The organism is Pedobacter sp. 01T416_2, from assembly GCF_056398925.1.
Genome location: NZ_JBFTQI010000666.1, coordinates 1 through 3,319, shown reverse-complemented (window position 1 = coordinate 3,319; position 3,319 = coordinate 1). Strand labels below are relative to the sequence as shown.

Genomic DNA, 3,319 nt, shown 5'->3' with positions numbered 1-3,319 from the left:
ATATAAATAATGGCCAAGAATATAATTTTTTATGCGGCCGTTCAATGGAAATCAATCTTTTTTTGATGTATTAATGGTAAAAATCAATAGATACAGCATTACGCAAACGATAACGGGAACGATTGCACAAATATTTAGACATAAAAACACTAATTAAACATATACATTATGTAACTTAAATAATACAACAACCGAATATTAACCAAATGTGCTTAAAAAAACTTCTGCCCTGTTGTAAAAAATTCTAACCAAAAAAAACCAAAAATGAGAAACAAAAATCTATGCCATTATTTAATGGCTATTAGCATCCCTATGCTGATGTTCAGCTGCGAAAAGTCGGCTCAACTGACTGACGAAACTAATAACACATCACTTTCAACCGACCAAACCATTCCGAACCTTGCAACAACCGAAGCTATATGTTATGCCAAAGCCTGGGCATCGCAAAACGGCGGCACTACCGGCGGTGGAGAAGTCAGCTCCACGGTGGTTACAAATTATGCATCGTTAAAGTCGGCAATAGAAAATACAGCAATCAAGGTAATCCAGGTCAATGGCACAATAACAGTACCTTCTGGCGGAAGGATTTCCTTTCAGGACCAGACCGGAAAAACGCTCTTTGGGTCTACTAGTGCAAAGATCGTTTCAGCTGATCAGACCAAGGCCGGCTCAGGGATAATGTATGTAAAAAGATGCAAAAACATAATTATCCGGAACCTGATTTTTGAAGGTCCGGGCGCTTACGATGTTGACGGCTGGGATAATGTTACCTTAGATGCTTCTACCAATGTTTGGGTAGACCACTGTGAATTCAGAGACGGCGTTGACGGAAACTTTGACATCAAGGCTGCTTCCGATTTCATTACAGTTTCCTACTGTAAATTCACCTATCTGAAAGCACCAAGAGCAGGTGGCCCAGGGGGATCAGATGATCATCGCTTTTCTAACCTGATTGGCTCAGGTGATGATGTTACTTCGGACAGGGGGCATTTCCGTATTACTTTTGTACGCTGCTGGTGGGCCCAGGGCTGCGTTGGCAGGATGCCAAGAGTAAGGTTTGGCAAGGTACATCTAGTGAACAACTACTTTAACAGCACGGCAAGCAAAAACTGTATCCAGGCTGGTTTCGAATCAAATCTGTTGATCGAGTCGAATGTATTCGAAAATGTTAAGATCCCGATCGATCTGATGAACAACAGTGCAACAGCGCTTCAGGTGAAAAACAATATATTTACCGCTGTCACCGGAAATACTACAGGTAATGGTGTAACGGCTTTCACTCCGCCTTACAGCCTTACTGTGCTTAATGCTTCAACAGTAAAAGCAAATGTTACAGCTTCCAATGGCGCAGGGGCTACACTTTCGGGTAATACCTGTACATCTCTATAGTCCATACATCATTTAAGTAAAAACAGGGACTTGACAGTAGCATGTACAAACGGTTAATTTAAGTTGATTAATATCCTAAAACAAAACCAAGGATGGATCTTTCATGCTTCCAACCTTGGTTTTATTCATCCCCTCTAATGATACCAGGGCAGAACCGCTGGTAAAACCATTTGACGATATTACATTTAATTAAGAATTTTAGAATAAAAGCATGGTAAAAGTTGATTTGGAAATAATTTCCAGAATATAGATTAGCGGTTTAATTTATTTAATGTTCTACGTTTTGATCATTTAACCAGATATCTATTATTAACATATCCTTTAATGCCTTCAAAAACCACATTACTCCATTCGCCTTCTCTCGAAATTTCGCTAAGATAATCGCCTTTTAAAATAACTTTTTTCTTTCTCGAAGTAATAGATGGTCCTGTTCTAAGGTTTAAAGCTGCTTTTGCCCTGTAGAGGTTGGCTACGTTTAGCGCAGCTCTTTTTAAATTGACATAACCATTTTTTTGATCGCCAATATTCCATTTGGCCTGCAATTGTTGCCAGGTATAACCAAAATCGAATTGAAAATGTGGTGGATCTTTAAAACTCTTCCAATCACCTCCCCACTCCCAGCCGTTGGCCTTAAAAACGGCAACTACTTCTGTCCAATCGGCAATATCATCTTCGTCGAAATCTTTAACCATATTCCACGAAGTTTCCTTACCATCTATAAGCAGCACAAAATCCATCGCTAAACCATAATTATGTATCGATTGACCTGCCTTTGCATTAGTCACAATATTTCCCATCGGCTTACTTTTCGATTTGCCATCAGGGTTAACCACAGTCCGGCCCAATTTATATAAAGCATCTTGCTCCTCAAACGTGCGCAAAGTAGCAGTTATTCTGGCTTGTGCCCTACCCGTTAAYTTTAATTCGGCTTTAGAAAAAGTCTCTGTTGCTAAAGCCCTTAAATCAGGGTGTAATAATTGAATTCTGGTTTGGCTTAATTTATCCATATATTAAAGTTTATAAACCTTTTTACTTTGGCACAAGCAACGATTACAAACGCTATTAGAATAGATAATCCATTAGGTAACAAACATAAACTTGAAAAGTTCTACATCCGAGAAGGCCTACATTAAGCTCCAGAACAACAAAAAACCTTATAAATCCTAATTTCAAGAAATTTACCGCGCTGATTTTTAAGCATTAAGAATTTCATCCTAAAAATTTATTTTATTTTTTTGCTTTAAAAACTTTAATTCCTATATTTGCAACCCCAAAGGAATACAACACTATGTATTAATTTGCGAAAGTAGCTCAGTTGGTAGAGCACGACCTTGCCAAGGTCGGGGTCGCGAGTTCGAATCTCGTCTTTCGCTCTAAATGCCTTCCTACCAGAAGGCATTTATTTTAAAGTTAACCTACCGAAGGATTTCGGAACAGGCTAATGCTCGGGTGGTGGAACTGGTAGACACGCAGGACTTAAAATCCTGTGCTTTCAAAGGCGTGCGGGTTCGATTCCCGCCCCGAGTACTTAAGGAAACGAACTACATGTTCTGTTTCCTTTTTTTATGAACCTAAATGCCTGAATTGCAAACTTTTAAAAAACAAGACCTAAGTATTCTACATTAGTAGAATTTATTGCAACACTATCTAGTTACATTTTGAGTGTTCAATGCTCCCGAAAGGTTTACGCTATATTTTTGACAGTTTCTAGCTATCAAATACAAAAAATTTAGAATAGCATTCGCTTCGTATTCATCAACAATAATATTATTCTTCGCAAGAATAGATGTTGCTCGTTTGATTGACATTTTTTTCTCTTGAAATTTCATTTTTCATATTATTTGGGTTCCATGATTATTTCCTTTTTAATAAAATTTTAGGAATGTGCTTTCTGGCTGTATAAAAAGTGCACCTATCTGAAAATTAACTC

At 38.0% G+C, this 3,319-nt stretch carries 2 protein-coding genes and 2 tRNA genes; 3 read left to right on the top strand and 1 reads right to left on the bottom strand.

The window, feature by feature from the left end:
- The first annotated feature begins 264 nt into the window (after positions 1–264).
- A complete protein-coding gene (locus tag AC1DPQ_RS22105) occupies positions 265–1,389 on the top strand; it encodes a pectate lyase family protein (protein ID WP_477610887.1) in 1,125 nt (374 codons plus the stop codon).
- A gap of 287 nt (positions 1,390–1,676) precedes the next feature.
- On the opposite strand, the gene AC1DPQ_RS22100 is transcribed toward AC1DPQ_RS22105, so the two are convergent.
- Positions 1,677–2,396 carry a M15 family metallopeptidase gene (locus AC1DPQ_RS22100; protein WP_477584793.1) on the bottom strand — a complete coding sequence of 240 codons (720 nt, stop codon included), beginning with the start codon at positions 2,394–2,396 and terminating at the stop codon, positions 1,677–1,679.
- A 293-nt stretch (positions 2,397–2,689) separates the two neighbouring features.
- Between AC1DPQ_RS22100 and AC1DPQ_RS22095 the strand changes: the two genes are divergently transcribed.
- Both AC1DPQ_RS22095 and AC1DPQ_RS22090 read left to right on the top strand, forming a co-directional pair.
- A tRNA-Gly gene (locus AC1DPQ_RS22095) sits at positions 2,690–2,762 on the top strand.
- Between the two features lie 70 nt (positions 2,763–2,832).
- Positions 2,833–2,916, top strand: a tRNA-Leu gene (locus AC1DPQ_RS22090).
- Positions 2,917–3,319 lie beyond the last annotated feature (403 nt).

Excerpts from the sequence above, each read along its gene's own strand:
- AC1DPQ_RS22105 (WP_477610887.1), top strand. The coding sequence starts at position 265 with ATGAGAAACAAAAATCTATGCCATTATTTAATGGCTATTAGCATCCCT.